The organism is Comamonas guangdongensis, from assembly GCF_041079535.1.
GTDB lineage: Bacteria > Pseudomonadota > Gammaproteobacteria > Burkholderiales > Burkholderiaceae_C > Comamonas > Comamonas guangdongensis.
In genome coordinates this window covers 24448-44449 of sequence record NZ_JBFYGN010000006.1, presented here as the reverse complement: position 1 = coordinate 44449, position 20002 = coordinate 24448, and the positions used below count along the sequence as shown (strand labels likewise).

16 protein-coding genes are annotated in these 20002 nt (G+C 67.6%); 7 read left to right on the top strand and 9 right to left on the bottom strand.

Annotation, left to right across the window (positions count from 1 at the left end; genetic code table 11):
* Window position 1 precedes the first annotated feature (1 nt).
* A complete protein-coding gene (locus AB6724_RS06805) occupies window positions 2-997 on the bottom strand; it encodes a Bug family tripartite tricarboxylate transporter substrate binding protein (RefSeq protein WP_369337753.1) in 996 nt (331 codons plus the stop codon).
* A gap of 131 nt (window positions 998-1128) precedes the next feature.
* Here AB6724_RS06805 and AB6724_RS06800 point away from each other — a divergent pair, with 131 nt between their 5' ends.
* Window positions 1129-2943 carry a lysoplasmalogenase family protein gene (locus AB6724_RS06800; RefSeq protein ID WP_369337752.1) on the top strand — a complete coding sequence of 605 codons (1815 nt, stop codon included), beginning with the start codon at window positions 1129-1131 and terminating at the stop codon, window positions 2941-2943.
* A gap of 1 nt (window position 2944) precedes the next feature.
* On the opposite strand, the gene AB6724_RS06795 is transcribed toward AB6724_RS06800, so the two are convergent.
* The 6 genes from AB6724_RS06795 to AB6724_RS06770 all read right to left on the bottom strand — a co-directional run bounded on the left by AB6724_RS06795 (window position 2945) and on the right by AB6724_RS06770 (window position 9100).
* Window positions 2945-3724: an SDR family oxidoreductase gene (locus tag AB6724_RS06795; RefSeq protein ID WP_439329837.1), complete on the bottom strand. Its 780-nt coding sequence runs from the start codon at window positions 3722-3724 to the stop codon at window positions 2945-2947.
* A gap of 174 nt (window positions 3725-3898) precedes the next feature.
* Window positions 3899-4903, bottom strand: coding sequence for an ABC transporter substrate-binding protein (locus tag AB6724_RS06790; protein ID WP_369337750.1), 1005 nt, complete (start codon window positions 4901-4903; stop codon window positions 3899-3901).
* Window positions 4904-4928: 25 nt separating this feature from the next.
* A complete protein-coding gene (locus tag AB6724_RS06785) occupies window positions 4929-5717 on the bottom strand; it encodes an ABC transporter permease (protein ID WP_369337749.1) in 789 nt (262 codons plus the stop codon).
* A complete protein-coding gene (locus AB6724_RS06780; RefSeq protein ID WP_369337748.1) occupies window positions 5714-6460 on the bottom strand; it encodes an ABC transporter ATP-binding protein in 747 nt (248 codons plus the stop codon). The genes AB6724_RS06785 and AB6724_RS06780 overlap by 4 nt, the downstream gene beginning before the upstream one ends.
* Window positions 6461-6464: 4 nt before the next feature.
* A complete protein-coding gene (locus AB6724_RS06775) occupies window positions 6465-7925 on the bottom strand; it encodes an acyl-CoA reductase (RefSeq protein ID WP_369337747.1) in 1461 nt (486 codons plus the stop codon).
* The gene (locus AB6724_RS06770) at window positions 7922-9100 is read right to left on the bottom strand and encodes a LuxE/PaaK family acyltransferase (RefSeq protein WP_369337746.1); all 1179 of its coding nucleotides are present in this window, start codon (window positions 9098-9100) and stop codon (window positions 7922-7924) included. The genes AB6724_RS06775 and AB6724_RS06770 overlap by 4 nt, the downstream gene beginning before the upstream one ends.
* Window positions 9101-9734: 634 nt before the next feature.
* Between AB6724_RS06770 and AB6724_RS06765 the strand changes: the two genes are divergently transcribed.
* The 4 genes from AB6724_RS06765 (at window position 9735) to AB6724_RS06750 (ending at window position 14161) form a co-directional block, all read left to right on the top strand.
* Window positions 9735-9944, top strand: a complete 210-nt coding sequence (locus AB6724_RS06765) for a hypothetical protein (RefSeq protein ID WP_369337745.1) — start codon at window positions 9735-9737, stop codon at window positions 9942-9944.
* Between the two features lie 244 nt (window positions 9945-10188).
* Window positions 10189-10542, top strand: a complete 354-nt coding sequence (locus AB6724_RS06760) for a hypothetical protein (RefSeq protein ID WP_369337744.1) — start codon at window positions 10189-10191, stop codon at window positions 10540-10542.
* A 12-nt stretch (window positions 10543-10554) separates the two neighbouring features.
* Window positions 10555-13296 carry a magnesium-translocating P-type ATPase gene (gene mgtA / locus AB6724_RS06755; RefSeq protein WP_369337743.1) on the top strand — a complete coding sequence of 914 codons (2742 nt, stop codon included), beginning with the start codon at window positions 10555-10557 and terminating at the stop codon, window positions 13294-13296.
* A 145-nt stretch (window positions 13297-13441) separates the two neighbouring features.
* Window positions 13442-14161 (top strand): MgtC/SapB family protein, encoded by a 720-nt coding sequence (locus AB6724_RS06750; protein WP_369337742.1) that lies wholly within the window; start codon window positions 13442-13444, stop codon window positions 14159-14161.
* Between the two features lie 117 nt (window positions 14162-14278).
* On the opposite strand, the gene ruvB is transcribed toward AB6724_RS06750, so the two are convergent.
* Window positions 14279-15373 carry a Holliday junction branch migration DNA helicase RuvB gene (gene ruvB / locus AB6724_RS06745; protein ID WP_369337741.1) on the bottom strand — a complete coding sequence of 365 codons (1095 nt, stop codon included), beginning with the start codon at window positions 15371-15373 and terminating at the stop codon, window positions 14279-14281.
* Window positions 15374-15547: 174 nt separating this feature from the next.
* Between ruvB and AB6724_RS06740 the strand changes: the two genes are divergently transcribed.
* Together AB6724_RS06740 and AB6724_RS06735 are read left to right on the top strand one after the other, a co-directional pair.
* Window positions 15548-17776 carry a ParB/Srx family N-terminal domain-containing protein gene (locus AB6724_RS06740; protein WP_369337740.1) on the top strand — a complete coding sequence of 743 codons (2229 nt, stop codon included), beginning with the start codon at window positions 15548-15550 and terminating at the stop codon, window positions 17774-17776.
* Window positions 17777-17862: 86 nt separating this feature from the next.
* The gene (locus AB6724_RS06735; RefSeq protein ID WP_369337739.1) at window positions 17863-18441 is read left to right on the top strand and encodes a peroxiredoxin; all 579 of its coding nucleotides are present in this window, start codon (window positions 17863-17865) and stop codon (window positions 18439-18441) included.
* A gap of 54 nt (window positions 18442-18495) precedes the next feature.
* On the opposite strand, the gene AB6724_RS06730 is transcribed toward AB6724_RS06735, so the two are convergent.
* Window positions 18496-19983: a trypsin-like serine peptidase gene (locus AB6724_RS06730; protein WP_369337738.1), complete on the bottom strand. Its 1488-nt coding sequence runs from the start codon at window positions 19981-19983 to the stop codon at window positions 18496-18498.
* Window positions 19984-20002: the final 19 nt, after the last annotated feature.

The window sequence follows — 20002 nt, the reverse complement described above, 5'->3', positions numbered from 1 at the left end:
CTTATTCCGCCTGGATATGGGCCGACTTCACGATCTGCGCATAGCCGGCCTTTTCCTTCTGCAGGAACTTGGCAAAGCCGGCCGGCGTGCCGGAGCCCGGCGTGGCGCCGCCCTCTTCGAGGCGCTTTCTCACATCGGGCAGCTTGAGCACGGCGTCCAGCTCGGTGGCCAAGCGCGTCACCACGGCCTGCGGCGTCTTGGCCGGCACGAACAGGCCGGTCCAGGTATTGAGGTCGAAGCCCTTGAGCTCGGGCGTCTCGCCGAAGGTCGGCACGCTGGGGATGGAGTCTATGCGCTTGGCCGAGGTCACGCCCAGGCCTTCGAGCTTTTTCTGCTGGATCATGGGCGTGGCGCTGGTGGTCACCAGCATGCCCACGTCGACCTGGCCGCCCATCACGTCGCTGGTGATCTGGGCGCCGCCGCGGTAGGGCACATGCACCAGCTTGATCTTGGCGCGCTCCTGCAGCATTTCCATGGCCAGGTGCAGCATGGTGCCCACGCCCGAGGTCGCATAGGTCAGGCCTCCGGGCTTGGTGCGCGCCAGCGCGATCAGCTCGCTGATATTGTGCGCGGGCAGGCCCGGGCGGGCCACGGCCACCACGGGAGCGATGGAGACCAGGCCCACGGGCGTCAGGTCGTGCTCGGCGTCGTACTTCACGGCCGAGTTCACGAGCTGGGCGATGCTGATCGGGCCGTCGAAGCCCATGAGCAGCGTGTAGCCATCGGCCGACGATTTCACGGCCTTGCTCACGCCCAGCACGCCGCCGGCGCCGGGCACGTTGTCGACCACGACGGCCTGGTGCAGGCGCTCGCCGAGCTTCTGGCCGATCAGCCGGGCCGTGGTGTCCACATTGCCACCAGCACTGAAGGGCACGATCAGGGTGATGGGCTTGGCAGAGGGCCAGGCATCGCCCGCGGCAAACGCGGCAGGGGCGGACAGGCCGGCGGCAGCCACCATGGCGGCTGCCGCTACGAAGGAGCGACGGGATATGGACATGGGAAGATCAGCTAGAGGGCTAGCCGGCAATTATTTCATGACCGTCCCATGACAGTCATAACAGGAACTACTTAGCAAGCGTGATCACCCTAGGATGGCTGCCGCAGCCGTGCCGCTCACAATCGATCTCCATGCTCTCTCCCAGCCAAGTCATCGTTCTGGCCACGCCGGTGTTCTTCATCCTCATCGCCGTGGAATGGGCCGTAGGCCTGCGGCGCAAGCGCCAGACCTATCATCTGGCCGACGCCATCAGCTCGCTGAACCTGGGCGTGCTGAGCCAGACCAGCGCGGTCTTCACCAAGCTGCTGACCCTGGGCATTTACACGGCCGTGGCCGGCCATATGGCCCTGGTCCAGGCCGACGGCTTCTGGATGAGTCTGCCGGGCTGGCTGCTGGCCCTGGTGTTCTACGACTTCTGCTACTACTGGCTGCACCGCATGGGCCACGAGGTGGGCGTGCTCTGGGCCGCCCATGCCGTGCACCACCAGAGCCAGGACTACAACCTCTCCACCGCGCTGCGCCAGACCAGCTCGGGCGCGCTGCTGGGCTGGATCTTCTACCTGCCCATGGCACTGGCCGGCGTGCCGCCGCTGGTGTTTGCCGTGGTCGGGCTGATCGACCTGCTCTACCAGTTCTGGGTGCATACCGAGCAGGTCGGGCGCCTGGGCTGGTTCGACCGCTGGTTCTGCGCGCCCAGCAACCACCGCGTGCACCATGCGGTCAACGACGCCTATCTCGACAAGAACTACGGCGGCATTCTCATCCTCTGGGACCGGCTCTTCGGCAGCTTCAAGCCCGAGGACGAGAACGAGCCCTGCGTCTACGGCACGCGCGGCCTGCTCAAGAGCTGGGATCCGCTGTGGGCCAATGCCACGGTCTACCGCCAGCTGGCGCACGACAGCTGGCATGCACGCCGTCTGGGCGACAAGCTGCGGGTCTGGCTCAAGCCCCCGGGCTGGCGCCCGGCCGATGTGGCCCAGCGCTTTCCCAAGCCGGCCTTCGACCTGGACGAGCACCGCGTGATTTACGCGCCGCCGATGTCGGCGGGACTGCGCTGGTTCTCGGCCCTGCAGTTCATCGCGCTGATCGCCGGCACCTCGCTGTTTCTCTGGCAGGCCGATCAGGCGCCGCTGGCCCACAACCTGCTCTGGTTCGGCGTGCTGCTGACCGTCCAGTGGACGCTGGCCGCGGCCATGCAGGGCCGCATCGGCCCCTGGCTGGCGCTGATGCTGCAAAGCGGCGCGCTGGCCACGGTCACGGCGGCCCTGGACCTGGACGCAGGGCACCATGTCTTCAAGCCCCTGACCATGGTGTTTGCTCTGCTTTATCTAGCAGTCAGCGCTCGCCAGTCGGCGAATACCGCGGGAAGATACCCAAAAACCCAACTGCTGATTGCGGCAGGCGCTCTGCTTTTTTCGCTCGCCGGCGATGCCTTCCTCATGTTCGAAGGCTTTTTCATCCCCGGCCTGGTCAGCTTTCTGCTGGCCCATGTCTGCTATATCGCGCTGCTGCGCGGCGACGCGCCCTGGCTGGCCGAACGCAAGGCCCTGGCCTGCATCGCGCTGATAGCGGTCGGCATGTATGCGCTGCTGTGGCTTGGCGGCCTGCCCGCGGCCCTGCGCCTGCCGGTGCTGGCCTATGTGGGCGTGATCGCCATCATGGCCGCCCAGGCCTGGAGCCGGCACAGCGTGCTGCGCAACCCGGCCTCGCTGCAAGTGGCCCTGGGTGCCAGCGTGTTCATGCTCAGCGACTCGCTGCTGGCCATCAACCGCTTTGTCCAGCCCCTGCCCTGGGCCGCGGTGGGCGTGCTCGTCACCTATTACCTGGCGCAGGCGCTGATACTCCATGGCTGGCTGCAAAAGGCCGCCGCCCCCATGCGCCGGCCCGCAGATCCCGCCGAGAAAACCATGGCCTGCCAGTCCTCCGGGAGCGCCGGAGCGCACTAGATCAGCGCATCACCAGGCCGCCGTCCACGAACAGCACCTGGCCCGTCATGAAGCCGCTCAAGTCCGAGGCCAGGAACAGCACCGGCCCGGCCACGTCCGCGGGACTGGCCAGGCGCCGCAGCGGCGTGGCCGCCATCAGCGATTCGCGGAACGACTCCCGGGTGGCCTGCGTGCCCTGCGTGGGATAGACCAGGCCCGGCGCCACGCAGTTCACGCGTATGCCCATGGGGCCGAGTTCGCTGGCCAGGTTGCGGCTGAAGCCCACCAGCGAGGCCTTGGCCGTGGTGTAGTCGTGATAGGGAACGACCGGGTGCTCGACCAGGTTGCTGGCGATGTTGACGATGCTGCCGCGTGTGCGCTGGCGCATCTGCGGCAGCACCGCGCGGCAGACATTGAAGGCCGCGCCCACGGCACCGTCGAACTGGGCCCGGTAGTCGCTCCAGTCCAGCTCGTCGAAACGGCTGCGACGCTCGGGATCGAAGGCATAGGGCCGGAAAGCGTTGTTGACCACGATGTCTATGGCCCCGGCCTCGCGGGCAATGCCGTCCGCCATGGCCTGCACCGCGGGCTGCGAGCCCACGTCGGCCTGCACCGCCCAGGCATCGCCGCCTGCAGCCTTGCCCGCGACCTGACAGGCCGCCACGGTCTGCGCCGCGGCGGCGTCGTTGGACAGGTAGTTGACCGCCACCAGCGCGCCCTCGCGCGCAAAGGCCGTGGCAATGGCCGCGCCTATGCCGCGGCCCGCGCCCGTGACCAGCACCACCTTGCCGCGCAGATTCATTCCAGACGATAGATTCATGTCATTTTTCTGTTGTGCTGAGATACCGTTCGTGAGCCTTGAAACTGACATGGCCCAAGCGCGAGACACCGAGGAAGGGCCGCCCCGCACCGAGGGTGTCGTCCCCCTCCCGCAAAGCGAGAGAGGGGGAAGGCGCGAAGCGCCTCAGGGGGTGAATTACAACAAGCTGGTATCCACGACGTCCGACACCTTGATCTGCTTTTGCACCATGCCCAGCGCACGGTAGGCGTCGGCGCCCTTTTGCAGCGCCGCGAGATCGACCGTGCCCAGGGGCTTGCCGGCCTGCACGGGCTGGGCCGAGGCATTGCGCAGGCGCACCACGTCGAGGTTGATGTCGCGCTGCGTGCCGTCGATGGCGTATTTGCCGGCCAGCGTCGCGGCTTCCTCGGGGTTGGCGATCATCCAGGCCGCGCTGTCGCGGTAGCCCTTGAGGAAGGCCTTGAGCAAATCCTTCTTCTGGCGCAGCGTGTCCTCGCGCACCACGAACATGTCGCTGGAGATGTTCAGGTGCTCGCGCACCTGCATCACATTGACCTCGCCAATGCCCTTGCGCAGGCCCACGGCCAGGCCGGTGTCGGTGGCGGCCGTGGCATCGACCTGGCCCTGCATCAGCGGCGCGAAGTTGAGCAGGCCGGTGACGACGATGCTCACGTCCGACTCCTTGAGGCCGGCCTGGTGCAGCATCACCAGCAGGTTCTGGCGCGTGCCGCTCGACAGGCTGTAGACGCCTATCTTCTTGCCCTTGAGATCGGCGGGCTTGTGGATGCCGGCCGACTTCAGCGAGACCACGTTGAACACGTTCTGCGGATAGATGTCGTAGATGGCGACCAGCTTCTCGCCCTTGTCCAGCGCCATGAAGAAGGAGCCGGGGTCGGTGAAGGCCACGTCGGCCTGGCCGCTGAGCATGTTGCGGATGGCGTCGCCGCCGCCCGCGCCCGGCAGATAGGCCAGCTCCACACCCTGGGCCTTGAAGAAGCCTTTTTCGGGCTCGGCGAGGATGTTGGTGATCTCGCTGATGGGTTTGCTCCAGCCCGCAAGGCGGATCTTGCCCTGGACAGGAGCGGCCATGCCGGCGCCAGCCAAGGTCAGGCCGGTGATGCCGGCACAGGCGCCAAGCAGGCTGCGGCGGGAGATGAACGGAGACTGGATCGGTGTATGCATGGCGCGGATAGGTCGGTGAAGGGGCTCAAGGCTTGTCGCCCGAGCGGGAGGTTGGGAAAGCATGGGCGCGCAGCAGCCTGCGCTCCAGCATCAGGCAGGCCTGGTACAGCAGCAAGCCCATGGCGGCGATCAGCACCAGGGCCGCGAACATCAAGGCGGTGTCCATCATTCCCTGGGCCGCGATGACCACGGCGCCCAGGCCCTGGCTGGCACCCATGAACTCGGCCACCACGGCGCCGACCAGGGCCAGCACCACGGCCACGCGCAGGCCCGCGAGTATGGCGGGCAGGCCGGTGGGCAGCTTGAGGCGCAGCAGGGTCTGCAGCCGGGTCGCACCCAGCATGCGGAACAGCTGCAGGCGCTGGGCATCGACCTGCCTCAGGCCCGTGAGCGTGTTCTCCATCAGCGGGAAAAAGCAGATCAGCGCCGTGATCAGCACCGTGGGCAGCATGCCGAAGCCGAACCACAGCACGAACAGCGGCGCCAGCGCCAGCTTGGGCACGACCTGGCTGACCACCACATAGGGCTTGAGCACAAGCTCCAGCAGCGCGGATTCGGCCAGCGCCATGCCGGCCAGCAGGCCGACCACGCTGCCCGCGGCCAGGCCCAGCAGCAGGGCCTGCAGCGTGGACCAGATGTGCGGCCAGAAGTAGCCCGAGGCCAGGCCCGACCACAGCGATAGCGCAATGGCCGAGGGCGCGGGCAGCACCAGGGCCGACAGGCCCCAATGCCGCACCAGCAGCTCCCACAGGGTTAACAAAATCAATAGCAGTGCTGCGGCTAGCAATCTGGCCTGGAGCGGTGTCGGCGTCATGCGCGGCTCCTATCCATGGCGGCGCGCACGCGGGCGCAGCAGTCGTTGAAGGCCGCGCCGTGGCGCATGGCCTGGGTGCGCGGCGCGGGCAGCTCTATGGTCCAGTCATCCACAATGCGCCCGCCATGCATGAGAGCGATGCGGTCGCCCAGGTAGACGGCCTCGTTGATGTCGTGGGTGACGAAGAGCACCGTGGTACCGCGTTCGCGGCAGGTGCGCAGCAGGTCGTCCTGCAGCTCGGCACGCGTGATGGCGTCCAGCGCCGCAAAAGGCTCGTCCAGCAGCAGCAGCGGCGGCTCCAGGATCAGGGCCCGCGCCAGCGCCACGCGACTTTGCTGCCCGCCCGAGAGCTGGCGTGGATGGTGCCCGGCATGGCTGGCCAGGCCCAGCTGCTCCAGCAGCTGCAGCGCGCGCGCCTGGTCCTGGGGCCTGGGCCGGCGCTGCAGCGACACGGGCAGCAGCACATTGTCGAGCGCGCTGTGCCAGTCCAGCAGCGTGGGCGCCTGGAACATAAAGCCCACCTGCGGCCCGGGCGCGGCCAGCTCGCCGCCGCGCAGCACGATATGGCCAGATTGGGGCCTGAGCAGGCCCGCGGCCAGCTGCAGCAGCGTGGTCTTGCCGCAGCCGCTGCGGCCCAGCAGGCAGTGGAATTCACCGGCCTGCATATGCCAGTCCACGCCGTCCACCACAGGAGCGCGGCCGGGATAGGTGAAGACCACCTGCTGAATATCGAGAAATGCCATGCCGTCAGTCCGCGTATGAGGCAAAAGGCTGGGCGGCGGCCTCGGCCGACTGCTCGATCTCGGTCATGCGCACCAAGTCGATCAGATTGAAGCGCCCGTCGTGGTGCCAGCCCGCCTCGGGCATGCTCATGGAGCCTATGGCGCTGATGCGCGTGACGCCGGCCGCGCCCAGCAGGCCGGCCAGCCGGTACAGCTCCTCGGGCGCGGCCGCAATGCCTGCGGTCTGCAGATATTCGCGCTGCGCGGCGGCCACGGGCACCACGGCGTCGAGGCTGTCCACGCCGACCACGGCAATCGTGCGGTACAGGGCCGTGGGCGCCAGCGGCTGCAGGCTGTCGCTATAGGCCACGCTCCAGCACGCATCCACGGGCCCCAGCAGTTGCTGGTCGTCGCCCGCCCATTCCACTCCCTGCTGCCAGCGGGCCACGGCCGTGCCCTCCTCCAGCTCCAGCGGACGGCGCGCAAAGCGCCGCTGCAGATTGGCCAGCTCGGCCGCCAGGTAGTCGGCAAAGGCGCGCGGCGGCACAGCCGCGCCGCGCTCCACATAGAACACATGGGGCGAATAGCAGCCCTGCTGGTCGTAGCGCATCACGTCCCAGGCCGCGAGCCGCGCCACGGCAGGCGCCTTGAGCGTGTCGAGAGCGGCCGCGCCGACCAGGCCGAAGCCCAGCCTGTGGCCGTGCGGCAGAAAGCGCGTGGTCACGGGCAGGCGCCGACGCAGCGCATCCAGCGTCTGGTTGCCGCCATAGGCCAGCACCGTGTCGGCCTGGGCATAGAGTGCGCCGGCTCCTTCGTCGCCTATGCCGCCCGCGCCGCTCCACCAGACCACGGCCAGGCAGTCGGCCAGCGGCGGGTGAACCTCGGCCAGCAGCCGTGCGAACCAGCCCGCGAACAGCGGCTCGGCGCTGGCCAGCTTGCCGATGGCGGGCGCCTTGACCAGCAGGCCGCAGACCAGGCTCCACAGCGACAGCGCAGGCACGTTGCCGGCCCAGCTGTGCACCAGCAGATCAGGCCCGAAGGCGCGCACCGCGCCGCCCTTGGACGCGGGCTGGAAGCCGTCGAGCACGGCAGGGTTGGCAAAGTCCTCGGCCACGAAGCGCCGCAGCTGCGCGGCGCGGAAGGTCTTGAAGAAGCCCGTCAGCCCCAGCCTCACCATGTCGGCGTCATAGCCGCTGACCACGGGCAGCCAGGCCTCGGCCTCGCGGCGGTAGGGGTCGTTGCGGTCCAGCAGCCGCGCGATGGCACGGTCTATCACCTCGATGATTTCAGCCACCGTCATCGTTCTCAGATGGCAGTTGGCGGCCTCGCGCACGCGCTGCGCCAGCGCCTGCATCTGGGCCGCGCTCAGCACGGGCACGGAGACTTCCAGCCTCAAACCCTCGCGCTCGAAGGGCAGCACCTGCCACTGCAGCTCGTCTTCGTGCAGCCCGGGCAGGTAGCCGGCCGTGATCCGCCGGGTCGTCATGCAGCGGCAGCCTTCACGAATTCCTCGACGGCCAGCGAGCAGCCCTTGGCGGCCGCGCCCTCGGCACGGCCCAGCAGCAGGAAATGGCCCCCACGCTCGCTCACTTCGTGTAGCCGCTGCCCCCCGAGGGGGCCGCTTTTTTCCTTGGGGCGGCCCGGCGGCAAAAAGTCCCCGTCCGCCCACAGGCCCACGTCCTCGGTAAGGATGGTGGTGACCGCGTTGTAGTTGGCCAGGTCGCAGTGCACGAGGATGCCGCGCTCGCCGGGCGCCACGCTGCGGCCGGTGATGGGCTCGACCAGGCGCGAGCGTATCCAGTGCGGGCCCGACTTGACCGAGGGCAGCGTGGCGTTGCCGTCGTCGTAGAACTGCGTGCTCAGTTCGGTCATGCCGTACATATTGATGCAGTGCGTGCGCGGCACGTCCAGCAGTTGCGACAGGTCCGCATAGAACTCTTCCAGCGGCAGTTCGCGCGACTGGCCCTTGTAACCGCCCGTATCCAGGATGCGGCTGCCCGCCGGCAGGCGAAAGCTGCGCCCTTCAGCGCGCAGCGCGTCCATCACGTGCACCAGGCTGAAGCTCGCGCCCAGCAGCGCATAGGGCCGGCCGGTGCGCTCGGCCTCCTCCAGCGCCGCGCACAGGCCGGCCATGTCCAGGCCTTCGGGCGTCAGGAAGTAGCGGCTGTCGGCCGTGCCGAACTCGGACTTGGCCAGCGCCAGGTAATGCGCGAGCGAGGAATTGGGCATGGCCTGCTCGTCGGGAAAAAGAACACCCATGGGCAGGCGCTCCACACCCCGCATGAAGCGCTGCGCGAAGTTGCGCGTCATCGACAGGTCGTAGACCTCGAGCTTGGGATGGAAGTGGCGCCCGCGCGCGGCCAGACCCTTGGCCTGGCCCGTGGTGCCGCTGGTCATGAACACGCGCTCGGCGGGCGAGGCCGGCTCGCTGCGCAGCTCCATGGCCTTGAAGGCATCGATGGGAACGGCCGGGATGTCGCTCCAGGTCTTCACATTGCGCAGCGTGGCACCGCGCCGCTGGCAGAAGCTGCGAAACGGCGTGTTGGATTCGTACTGATGGGCGAACAGCCGCAGGGCGAGTTGGTCGAACTGATCGTCGGTACAGGCATCCATAGAGATGAATGCGAGCAGGTCTGCGACCAGCAGGTCAGCCTTGTCCATGGAATTCCTTCGAGAGCTGGGACATGATGCTCCGAAGGCTCCCGTCCGCGGCGCATGGGGACGCGGCCACGTCAGGGGCAAGCTCTTCTTCCGCCGGAATGACCCGGTTCAAGTTCTCGGGTGTGGATCTCAGCACTGGCGTGCACCCCGGAGCAGGACGTCAATTTTAGCGCAGCGCTGCCCAAACAGCCGCGCATGGCCGCGTTGCCAGGCCGGCTTTCACGGAGCGGTTTACAGCTCGATGCAACCTAGGGTTGACCCTAGATGCGGCTGCAACGATAATCAAGGCTTCGCAAATTCAGGAGTCCCCACGTGGACAGTGCCAGTTCAACCAGTGATTTAACGCAGACCGCAATGGCTGCGCCGCTGGCCGACTGACAGACTCCCCAGGATCGGGAGCCGTCGTCGACCGCCCCGCATCCCTTGCCCCGCGACCTTCGCAACTTGCTGTTTGCCTCCCCTGCGCACAGGCTGCCGTGCGCAGCGCAGGTAGTACCCGAGAACCCGCAAGCTCTGCCCTTCACTGAGATGTTTCGCGCCCGAGTCATTCCGCCCTTGGCCGGATTGCGACCGCGCGAAAACGCTTGGCTGCGCTGCCGCCTGGTGCCCTCCCTCAAGCCCCGAGGAGAACGCCATGAGCAACCGCCTGACCCATTCTCTGCGCCCGCTGCGCCTGCTGCTGCGCGCCCCGCTCGGCCGTGCCGGCGGCACGCCGCACCGTACCGCGCCCGCAGTCCCGGCTGCGCGTCCGCAGGCGCTGGAGCAGACGCGTGAGCTCGATGCCCGGACCAGCTGGCCCACGCATCGCATCCGCAACTTTCTGAGCAGCCGCACCGCGCTCTGAACGACTTCGCTGCAGGCCGGCTTCAGCGCCGACCGGCTTTTCAATCACCTCTTTCCAAGGAACACGTATGGACCCCGACCCGAGTCGATCTTGCGGCGCGCCCTCTGCGGCGCGCATACGCAAGCCTGCTGGCGTGCGTGTTGACCTCAAGGCAGCGCGCACAAACTGGAACCCCGCCCCGGGGTCGCGCGCCTGATGCCATAGCCGGGCGGGCAGCTCCCGGGCATCCCCAAGGAGTATGCCCATGCAACGCCTCACCTGGCTGCGCCTGCTGCAGCGCACCCGCCCTCAATCCACGACCTCTGTCGATACCGCAGCCCTCTCCCGCCACCACGGCCTGACCCATGCCGTGAGCTCGGCCCTGACCGAGCGCCGTGCCGACGTGCTGCGCCACCTGGCCGACCGCCATGCCACGCCCCTCATGGCCAGGGCCATGGCCGATCTCAGCACGCGCCAGCGCGCCGACGCCCTGTCGCTGCTGACGCGCGAGCAGCGCAGCCGCATCTGCGACCAGCTGCGCTCCGCCAAGACGCAGCGCCCCTGGCTGGCGCGCCTGCCATGGGCACGATTCGGCACTCCCGGAAAGACACTGCACTGAAGGGAGGCCGCCATGCAGATTCTCAAAAACCTGTTCCGGGCCTTTCTGCGCAGCCACCGCCTGGCCGGACTGTTCGGCCGCCAGCCCATGCCGGCCGCCGATCCGTCCACGGCAGCCGCCGTACCGCCGGCCCTGGTGCAAACCCTGCAGGCCGCCGCCTGCAGCCGCACGGACGCCGTGCTGCAGCAGCTGGACAGCTCGCTGCGGGGACTGAGCGCCGAACAAGCCGACGAGCGCCTGGAGCGCCAAGGCCCCAATGAGGTGGCGCACGAAAAACCGCTGCCCGCCTGGCTGCACCTCTGGCATTGCTACCGCAATCCCTTCAACCTGCTGCTGACCGTGCTGGCCGTCGTGTCCTATCTGACCGAGGACCAGAAGGCCACCATCGTCATCGCCAGCATGGTGCTGCTGTCCACGCTGCTGCGCTTTGTCCAGGAAGGCCGGTCCCGGCAGGCAGCCGCTCGCCTGCAGGCCCTGGTCGGCAACCGCGTCACCGTGCGCCGCAGGGCGGCGCAGGACGCCTCGCCCTCGGGCTTTCTCGACAGCAGCCATGGCCATGACGCCACGCTGACCGAGCTGCCCATGCGCGAACTGGTGCCAGGGGACATCGTGGCTCTGTCGGCCGGCGACATGATTCCGGCCGACTGCCGCCTGCTCTCCGCCAAGGACCTGTTTGTGAGCCAGGCGGCCATGACCGGCGAGTCGCTGCCCGTGGAAAAAGACGGCCGCACCCGGGTCGCCGTGGAGTCGGGCCAGCTGCTGGAGACCGGCAATCTGCTGTTCATGGGCACCAATGTGGTCTCGGGCTCGGCCATGGCCGTGGTGATCGCCACGGGTAACCAGAGCTATTTCGGCACGCTGGCCGCACGCATCACGCGCCAGGACCGCACGGCCACGGCCTTCGAGAAGGGCGTGAACAGCGTCAGCTGGCTGCTGATCCGCTTTGCGGCCGTGATGGTGCCCGTGGTGCTGTTCATCAACGGCTACACCAAGGGCGACTGGGGTCAGGCCTTTCTGTTCGCACTCTCGGTGGCCGTGGGACTCACGCCCGAGATGCTGCCCATGATCGTGACCTCCACGCTGGCCAAGGGCGCCGTGGCGCTGTCGCGCCAGAAGGTGGTGGTCAAGCGCCTGGACGCCATCCAGAACTTCGGCGCCATGGACGTGCTGTGCACCGACAAGACCGGCACGCTGACCCAGGACCGCATTGCGCTGGAGCGCCACACCGACGTGCAGGGCCGGCCCAGCGACGAGGTGCTGCAGTTTGCCTATCTCAACAGCTACTACCAGACCGGGCTCAAGAACCTGCTGGACCGCGCCGTGCTAGAGCACGTGGAGCTGCGCACGCGGCTGCATATCAACGAGGACTACCGCAAGGTCGACGAGATCCCGTTCGACTTCCAGCGCCGGCGCATGTCGGTGGTGGTGGCCGAGCGCGATCACCATCACGAGCTGATCTGCAAGGGCGCGGTCGAGGAGATTCTGCAGGTCTGCACCCGGCTGCGCGACGGCGATGCGCTGCTGCCGCTCACGCCGCAGCGCCGCGAGCAGGTGCGCGCCGTCACCGAAGGCCTGAACCGCGAGGGCCTGCGCGTGGTGGCCGTGGCCATGAAGGAGGTGCCGCCCGACAAGAACACCTACGGAATCGCCGACGAGGCCGAACTGACCCTGATCGGCTATGTGGCGTTTCTCGATCCGCCCAAGGAATCCACCCATGCCGCAATTGCCGCACTGCTGCAGCATGGCGTGGCGGTCAAGGTGCTCACGGGCGACAACGAGCTGGTGGCGCGCAAGGTCTGCCGCGACGTGGGGCTGGAGGTCGACGAAGCCATACTGGGCAGCGCCATAGAAGCCATGGACGAGGAGCAGCTGCGCCGCACCGTGGAGTCGCATGTGCTGTTCGCACGGCTGACGCCGCTGCACAAGGAGCGCATCGTGCATGCGCTGCGCGCCGGCGGCCATATCACGGGCTTTATGGGCGACGGCATCAACGACGCGCCCGCGCTGCGCGCCGCCGACATAGGCATCAGCGTGGACAGCGCCGTGGACATCGCGCGCGAGGCCGCCGACATCATCCTGCTCGAGAAAAGTCTGATGGTGCTGGAGCAGGGCGTGGTCGAGGGCCGCCGCACCTTCAGCAATATGCTCAAGTACATACGCATGACGGCCAGCTCCAACTTCGGCAACGTGTTCTCGGTGCTGATCGCCTCGGCCTTCATCCCCTTCCTGCCCATGCTGCCCATGCAGCTGCTGGTGCAGAACCTGCTCTACGACATCTCGCAGATCGCCATCCCCTTCGACAATGTGGACGAGGAACTGGTCGCCCAGCCGCTGCGCTGGAATCCCCAGGACCTGGGCCGCTTCATGGTCTTCTTCGGCCCCATCAGCTCGCTGTTCGACATGCTCACCTTCGCGCTGATGTGGTTTGTGTTCCACGCCAATACGGCGGCACACCAGACCCTGTTCCAGTCGGGCTGGTTCGTGGTGGGCCTGCTCACGCAGACCCTGATCGTGCACATGATCCGCACGCCCAGGATTCCGTTCCTGCACAGCCGCGCCTCCTGGCCGCTGCTGGCCACCACGGCGGCCATCATGGCCATAGGCATCTTCCTGCCCATGGGACCGCTGGCCGACAACTTCAAGCTGCAGGCCCTGCCCGCCAGCTACTTCCCCTGGCTCATCGTCATCCTGCTGGCCTATGCTGTGCTGATCACACTGCTCAAGCGCGTCTATATTCGAAGATATGGGTGGTGAATAAGAAGCCCCCCTGAGCGGCTGGCGCCGCTTCCCCCCAAGAGGACGACACCGTCGCTGCGGGTGGCCCTTGCTTGGTGTCTCTGGCATGGGCTGCGTCAGGCTCATGGCCCGCCTATCAACCGACAATAACAATCAGAGCTGCATGCAATCCTTACAGAACTTTCAACTGCTGGCCACCCTGAACACGGTGCTGTGCCTGCTCGTGGCCTTTGTCTGCGGCAGCATCATCGGCCTGGAGCGCCAGATACGCCAGCGCACGGCGGGCCTGCGCACCAATACCCTGGTGGCCGTGGGCGCTGCCGTGTTCGTGGATCTGGCCATGCGCGTCTCGGGGGCCGACGGCGCCACGCGCGTCATCTCCTATGTGGTCTCGGGCGTGGGCTTTCTGGGCGCTGGCGCCATCATGAAGGAAGGCGCCAACATCACGGGCCTGAACACCGCCGCCACGCTATGGGGCTCGGCCGCCGTGGGCGCCTGCGCAGGCGCGGGCCTGCTGCCCGAGGCCGGCATCGCCACCCTGTTCGTGCTGGCCAGCAACACCTTGCTGCGCCCCGTGGTCAACTACATCAACCGCCATCCCGTGGCCGAGCATGCGAGCGAAGCCACCTACTATGTGTATGTGATCTGCCAGCAGACGGCCCAGGCCGATGTGCGCGAGGGCATGCAGGAGCTGCTGGAGGCGGCCAACTACCCGGTACGTGCCGTGGAAAAGCACGAAATCCACCCGCACAACACCGAGATCGAGGCCGAGCTGTTTGCCACCGCAGTGCACGCCGAGGAGCTGGACCAGGTGGTCACGCAGATCGAGGCCCTGCCCGGCGTGCTGCAGGCGTTCTGGAACGCGGGACCGCAAAACAACTAACCCCCTGTGCCGCTGCGCGGCTTCCCCCGGCGGGGGACGACGCCTTCGCCGGGGCGGCCCCGCCGCGAGGCGGCTCTTGCTCGGCGTCTCTGACTTGAGGTGTTCCGGTTTTAGCGCTTATGCGGCTGGGTCGTCTCCGGGGGCCTGCAGGCCCAGGTGCCGGTAGGCGGCCTGGGTGGCCATGCGGCCGCGCGGCGTGCGCTGCAGAAAGCCCTGCTGGATCAGATAGGGCTCGATCACATCCTCGATGGTGCCCGACTCCTCGCCTATGCTGGCCGCGATATTGTCCAGGCCCACGGGGCCGCCGTCGAAGCGGTGCACCACGGCTTCGAGCAGCTTGCGGTCCATGATGTCGAAGCCCTGCGGGTCTACATCGAGCATGGCCAGGGCCTTGTCGGCGATCTCCCTGGTGATGCGGCCATCGCCCTTGACCTCGGCATAGTCGCGCACGCGGCGCAGCAGGCGGTTGGCAATACGCGGCGTGCCGCGCGAGCGGCGTGCGATCTCGAAGCAGCCCTCCTCGTCGATGGGCGCGCCCAGCAGGCCCGCGCTGCGGCGCACGATGCGCGACAGCTCCTCCGAGGTATAGAACTCCAGCCGCGCCACGATGCCGAAGCGGTCGCGCAGCGGATTGGTGAGCATGCCGGCGCGCGTGGTCGCGCCCACCAGCGTGAAGGGCTGGAGGTCGAGCTTGATGGAGCGCGCGGCCGGTCCCTCGCCGATCATGATGTCGATCTGATAGTCCTCCAGTGCCGGATAGAGGATTTCCTCGACCACCGGACTCAGGCGGTGAATCTCGTCGATGAACAGCACATCGTTAGGTTCGAGATTGGTCAGCAGCGCCGCCAGATCCTTGGGCTTTTCAAGCACCGGGCCGCTGGTCTGGCGCAGATTCACGCCCAGCTCGGCCGCGATGATGTGACTCAAGGTGGTCTTGCCCAGGCCCGGCGGACCGAACAGCAGCACATGGTCCAGCGCTTCGCTGCGCTTCCTGGCCGCACCGATGAAGATCTCGAGCTGCTCGCGGGCCTTGGCCTGGCCCACGTATTCGTCGAGCAGCTTGGGGCGCAGCGCGCGTTCCAGCGCCTCTTCGCCGACGGACGAATGCCCCGCCGAGACCATGCGCGGGGCGGCGGCCGATGCATCGGTTGCCTCGCGGGCCTTGCGAGCAGGAGCCGGACTGGCGGCGAATTCGTCCACATGAATTGTCATGCCCGCTATTTTGCCCCGCAACCGGCACATGCGAATCCGGGCAGGGCATCGCCCTCCGCGCGTTGTCACGGCACTGTAACAGCGCATTTACAAAATCTACCGACCCCACACCTGCGCAACCCGTCGGCCACAGGGCCACGGCCTGCGCGCTGCTCATTCAATTCCGTCAAATCCATGCGCCCCACCTCCTCTGCGCCCCGCAGCGCCGTGCTCCGCAACCTGACCCAGGCCAGCCTGCTGGCCGCAAGCCTGGGCCTGCTGAACGCCTGTGGCGGCGGCGACATCCAGGCTGCCGCCAGCCCGGCTCCCGCTCCCACGCCGGCGCCCGCTCCTGTTGCTACGGCTCTGGCGCCGCTGCCCGGCGGCAGCAGCTATCTGGGCACTCTGAGCGTCGGCGACACCGTGCGCCTGGCCCTGGATGAGGCCAACCAGCAGATCAGCATCGCTTTTGTGGAATCCCGCTTCGGCCTGAGCGGCAGCATCATCAGTAGCTACCGACCCGATGGTCAGGGCCAGTATCTGGCCGAGCAGTTCAAGCCCGCGGCCGGCACCAGCCTGCCCGCGGCACTGAGCGGACAGCTGGCCCAGATCCAGCTGCGCTTTCGCACCCGGGAAGAGCAGATCAACGGCAGCCTATCGGGGCTTCCCAATCTGCTCGGGACCTCCAACACCGCCATGCTGGCCCAGCTCACGGCCTACAACCAGGGCGCCGCCCAGGTGGCGGCCCTGGCCGGCGTATACAACTATGTGCGCCAGGAAGTCGCCTACTCCGCCCAAGGAAAGCCCGGCCAGACCCAGAGCAGCTTCGGCCAGATCCGCATCGGCAGCGACGGCAGCCTGCGCGTCTGCCCCGGCCAGGCCATGGGCGACGGCTGCAGCGGCGCCAGCACCGGCTACCTGAGCTCGGAAACCGATCAGTCCAGCTACCCCGGCGCTCTGGCCGTCAAGCTTGACGGCATGCGCCTGGGGCGCGCCATGGTGGGCAAGCGCAACGGCGGCCACTCCATCAGCATCGATGCGTTTCGCGCCGGCAGCGGCGGCGACTTTGCCACCGGCAACTGGCTGCTGCAGCCTGCCGATCGGGCGCTGGCACCCAATGCGCTGGACGGCGAATGGCTGTGCACCGAGCCCGGCCAGTCCGGCGGCCGCAGCCTGCGCCACTATGTCTCCATCGGCAACGGGCTGCTGCAGACCGACATGATAGACAGCGACCTGGCCCTCACCGCCAATGCCGCAGCCGCGGGCGGCTGGATCACCACCTCGGTCAACGGCATGTTCGCCGGCCTGTGGCTGGGCTCCTCCGCCGCCGCCCGCACGCTGCTGCCCGTCAACGGCGAAACCTTCTACTATCTGGACCAGGCCGCGCAGGGCGGAACCGCGCTCACAGGCCTATGCCACCGCCTTCCCGAGCAGCCTCTGCTGGGCAAATACCTGTCGGCCTCGGCCGCGAGTACCGAACCCGTGATGATTGCGCTGGCCGACGCACTGCCCACGCAGCCGGCCATCGGTTTCGATCAGATCTATTACAAGCAGGGCCGCTACCGCCATGTCGCCACCGGCGGCGTGACGTCCACGCAGTGGCAAAAGGCCTTTGACGACCTCTGCGAAGACAGCGGCATGGACTCCAGCGCCAAGAACGGCGTGAGCAGCAGCTCCAGGCTCAACGACCGCAGCACTTTCGCCTGCAAGGCCAGGGTCGCCAACTATCAAAGCCTGCTCAAGACCGCCGTGGTCGGCCCCAAGGGGCAGCTGTTCCTGACCGACGGCCACCACAGCTTCACCAGCCTGTGGGAAGCGCCCAACGGCAACGGCAACCCTGCTGGCGGCCTGGCTGGCGGCCAGGTGCAGATGCCGGTGATGATCAAGGGCAATTACCAGGATCTCAACAACGCCGGCTTCTGGCGCACCATGCGCGCCCAGAAGTTCGTCTGGCTCAAGCTGCCCGACGGCACGGCCATCACGCCCGCCGATCTGCCGCGCCAGCTGGGCCTGGGCAACGGTCTCAAGGACGATCCCTACCGCTCCCTGGTCTATTTCACGCGCGAAGTCGGCTATGACAAGCCCGTGAATCCTTCGGAATTCCTGGAGTTCTACTGGAGCGAATGGCTGCAGGCTGCGCCACGCGGCTTCCAGCTGTCCTCCTACGACCTGAACCGGGCCGGCAACGGCTTGGACCTGGGCTATCTGCAAGCCGTGCGCGATGCGGCCAACTTCATGCTCCAGGCCAATCCCGGCGAGCCGATTGCGGCCTCGGGCTATACCGCGCAGCAGATGGGCCAGCTGACCGCTTTCGGCAGCACGGTCTTCAACGACCTGGCCACGCCCAAGCCCGCCGACGGCAAAAAAGCCGGCAAGCTCGCCTACGCGCTCGAATACCGCGCCTCGCTGAGCGGCCGTCCCTGAATCCGGGCGGGCCGCAGCCATGGCTGACGAAAGCATGGCTTTGGCCGATTGGTCACAATCGGGCTAAAGCTCAAGGAGACCCTCCCATGTTCCTCATCCGCCGTGGCACGTCCGTCCCCTCAACCAAGGCCCTGCTGCGCCGCAGCGTCGCGCCGTGGCTGGCAGCGGCGCTTTTCTCGCCCCTGGCTCAAGCGGCCCTGCATGTGGGCGACAGCGCGCCCGGTTTCACCACCCAGGCCGCCGTGGCCGGCAAGGCTTTCGATTTCGACATGGCCGCCGCGCTCAAGAAAGGGCCGGTCGTGCTGTACTTCTTTCCCAAGGCCTTCACCCAGGGCTGCACGCTGGAAGCCCATGCGTTTGCCGAAGCCACGCCACGCTTTGCAGCCATGGGCGCCACCGTGGTGGGCATGTCGCACGACGACATCGCCACCCTCAAGCGTTTTTCCACCGAAGCCTGCCGCGACCAGTTCGCCGTGGCCTCCGATCCCCAGGCCGCCACCATCAAGGCCTATGACGCTGCGGCCGCCGCCAATCCCCAGCGGGCCGAGCGCATCTCCTATGTGATAGGCCAGGACGGCAGGATCAAGTTCGTGCACATAGGCTCGGACCCGCTGGAGCATGTGAAGCAGACCCAGGCGGCCGTGAAGCAGCTGAGCGGCAAATAAGTCCCGCCTTGCCAGGCTTTGTCACCCCGGGAGCCAGACTCCCGGGGCGCCCCGCTACTGTGCCAGCCAGTCCTTGAGCTTGTTGCCGAAGGCGTGATCAAAGCGGCTGTAGTCGTCGGAGCCTCCGGCCACCGTGCAGGAGCTGCTGCCGCCCGATAGCGTGCCCACCACGCGGCCGCCGATAAAGAGGGCCGAGCCGCTGCTGCCGCCCTCGGTCGTACCCCTGTTCCAGACCACGGACAGAAAATCGCTTTGCGCACTGCCCGAGGCACAGGAAATGCCGCCGCCGCTCAGCGAGCAGTTGTCATAGCGCTGGATCTGGCCTTCGCTGTATTTCAGGTAATCGCCTTGCGGCTGGTGCAGCGCATAGATGGCGCCCCCAGGCGCGGCCGTGCCCCGCGCATCCCAGCCGGCCAGGGTCACGCCGGCCGGCGGAGTTTCGTTGAGCAGCATCAGCGAGGTATCGGTGACCGAGGTTGCATACAGCAGCGCCGCCCCCTGCAGGCGCGCCGCGGTCTGAGGATTGGGCGCGGTGCTGTTGCAACTGGCCGAGCGGAAGAACCAGTCCGTTCGCAGCGATGTGGCCGAGGCCTGGGTCGAGACGCAATGGTTGGCCGACAGAAAGTACGGCGCGTAGTCGAGCCTGGTGTTGTTCAGCAGCGTGCCGGTGCAGTAGTAGTAGCGACTGTCCGAGCCCATATAGGTCATGCGCGCCACGGCATTGCGCTCGGTCGCGTACTGGTTGGCACAGCTCGCATCCAGTTCGCAGGCGGCCGCGGCTCCCACGGTCTTGGTGACGGCGCCTGCCTGCAGGTCCGCCTCGATGGGCAAGGCCAGATTGACATAGGCGTGAGCCAGCGTCGGGATGGCGATCTGCAGCTGGGATGCGGGAACGCCCGCGGGCAGCTCTATCTCCAGCGTCACCTCGTCGGCCCCGAGATCGGGCGACCACCAGGTGCCGGCAGCCTGGGTGTCGCCATCGACCGCACGATTGCGCGCGAGAGCCGCATTGATGGCCCGACCCGTGGTCTGGTAGCCGGTCTTGCTGCCGTCCTGGCGGTACAGCGAAATCCGCGCCGTATCGGGCAGGCTGGCCACCAGCAGGCCCAGGCGCAGGCCGTAGGCGCCGGTCGAGGTGATGCTGACGGCCGCCACCAGCCCGCCGTCGCTCGCCTGCGTCCAGTTCAGCATCTGGGCCAGGCCGTCCGCCGTCTGCGTGGCGGCCAGAGCTCTGGGAACGCCGATCTGCAGTGGCGTGCCCGGCGCCGCGACCAGCGCCTGCTTGGCCTCGCTCCATGGCGGCAGCACCAGGGTGGCGGCCGTGGGCCGCAGGGCCGCGGGCAGTGCCGCCGCACTCTTGGCGGCCGATGCGGGCAGCACCAGCGAATCCAGCACATAAGCCTTGGGAGTGCTGCCGGAAGAGCTGCCGCCACCGGATCCACCGGATCCACCGCCACCGCCGCCACAGGCGGCCAGTACGGCCGCCGCCACCGCGCTCACGCACCAGCGGCCGATACGCCTGCTTCGTGTCCACCAATCCATGTTGCGTCCTCCTTCAAAG

Excerpts from the sequence above, each read along its gene's own strand:
- AB6724_RS06805 (WP_369337753.1), bottom strand. The coding sequence starts at position 997 with ATGTCCATATCCCGTCGCTCCTTCGTAGCGGCAGCCGCCATGGTGGCT.
- AB6724_RS06800 (WP_369337752.1), top strand. The coding sequence starts at position 1,129 with ATGCTCTCTCCCAGCCAAGTCATCGTTCTGGCCACGCCGGTGTTCTTC.
- AB6724_RS06795 (WP_439329837.1), bottom strand. The coding sequence starts at position 3,724 with ATGAATCTGCGCGGCAAGGTGGTGCTGGTCACGGGCGCGGGCCGCGGC.
- AB6724_RS06790 (WP_369337750.1), bottom strand. The coding sequence starts at position 4,903 with ATGCATACACCGATCCAGTCTCCGTTCATCTCCCGCCGCAGCCTGCTT.
- AB6724_RS06785 (WP_369337749.1), bottom strand. The coding sequence starts at position 5,717 with ATGACGCCGACACCGCTCCAGGCCAGATTGCTAGCCGCAGCACTGCTA.
- AB6724_RS06780 (WP_369337748.1), bottom strand. The coding sequence starts at position 6,460 with ATGGCATTTCTCGATATTCAGCAGGTGGTCTTCACCTATCCCGGCCGC.
- AB6724_RS06775 (WP_369337747.1), bottom strand. The coding sequence starts at position 7,925 with ATGACGACCCGGCGGATCACGGCCGGCTACCTGCCCGGGCTGCACGAA.
- AB6724_RS06770 (WP_369337746.1), bottom strand. The coding sequence starts at position 9,100 with ATGGACAAGGCTGACCTGCTGGTCGCAGACCTGCTCGCATTCATCTCT.
- AB6724_RS06765 (WP_369337745.1), top strand. The coding sequence starts at position 9,735 with ATGAGCAACCGCCTGACCCATTCTCTGCGCCCGCTGCGCCTGCTGCTG.
- AB6724_RS06760 (WP_369337744.1), top strand. The coding sequence starts at position 10,189 with ATGCAACGCCTCACCTGGCTGCGCCTGCTGCAGCGCACCCGCCCTCAA.
- mgtA (WP_369337743.1), top strand. The coding sequence starts at position 10,555 with ATGCAGATTCTCAAAAACCTGTTCCGGGCCTTTCTGCGCAGCCACCGC.
- AB6724_RS06750 (WP_369337742.1), top strand. The coding sequence starts at position 13,442 with ATGCAATCCTTACAGAACTTTCAACTGCTGGCCACCCTGAACACGGTG.
- ruvB (WP_369337741.1), bottom strand. The coding sequence starts at position 15,373 with ATGACAATTCATGTGGACGAATTCGCCGCCAGTCCGGCTCCTGCTCGC.
- AB6724_RS06740 (WP_369337740.1), top strand. The coding sequence starts at position 15,548 with ATGCGCCCCACCTCCTCTGCGCCCCGCAGCGCCGTGCTCCGCAACCTG.
- AB6724_RS06735 (WP_369337739.1), top strand. The coding sequence starts at position 17,863 with ATGTTCCTCATCCGCCGTGGCACGTCCGTCCCCTCAACCAAGGCCCTG.
- AB6724_RS06730 (WP_369337738.1), bottom strand. The coding sequence starts at position 19,983 with ATGGATTGGTGGACACGAAGCAGGCGTATCGGCCGCTGGTGCGTGAGC.